The 483-nt window shown below is 56.7% G+C and carries 1 pseudogene; it reads right to left on the bottom strand.

The window, feature by feature from the left end:
• Positions 1-483, bottom strand: a pseudogene (locus HK11_RS11375) (hypothetical protein); the annotation flags it as partial.

Raw genomic sequence — 483 nt, 5'->3', positions numbered from 1 at the left:
TGTGTCCATTGCGTCAGACTGTGTGTGCGGTCCAGGGGAGCCAGGCTGCTTTCCGGTGCCTGACGGGTGAGAATGGTCTTCTTTTGTATGATAATCCCCGCGATACAGGCACGCTGCCTGATCTCGTCCAGACTCATCGCTCTGTGTGTTCTGCGCACTGCCGGCTCAGGTGCTGTCTTTTTGAGATAGTCCTCCATGCCCCTGACCGGGATACGCCCCGTTGGCAGAACAGGTTTTATGGGTGGCGCTGTCTGCTGTTTTTCCTGAGCAAGCAATGTGCGGAACTCTGCCATCCGAACTTTGGTCAGGCGGGTAAAGCTGCCGATCAGCGTGCCCTTCCTGTCTTCAATGATATGGGCTCCTGGGCGCGTCTCTGTGCGGTCTCCCTCACGCATGAGCAGATCATGCTCTGCCAGAGCAGCACGGAAAGATTTCAGACCATCAGACTGCGCCCAGAGGGCACAGACCAGCTTTTTAAGAGCC

This window comes from Acetobacter sp. DmW_043, from assembly GCF_002153485.1.
Taxonomy (GTDB): domain Bacteria; phylum Pseudomonadota; class Alphaproteobacteria; order Acetobacterales; family Acetobacteraceae; genus Acetobacter; species Acetobacter thailandicus.
Note: the sequence above shows the minus strand (reverse complement) of the source record. Positions and strands in the feature narration are given on the sequence as shown.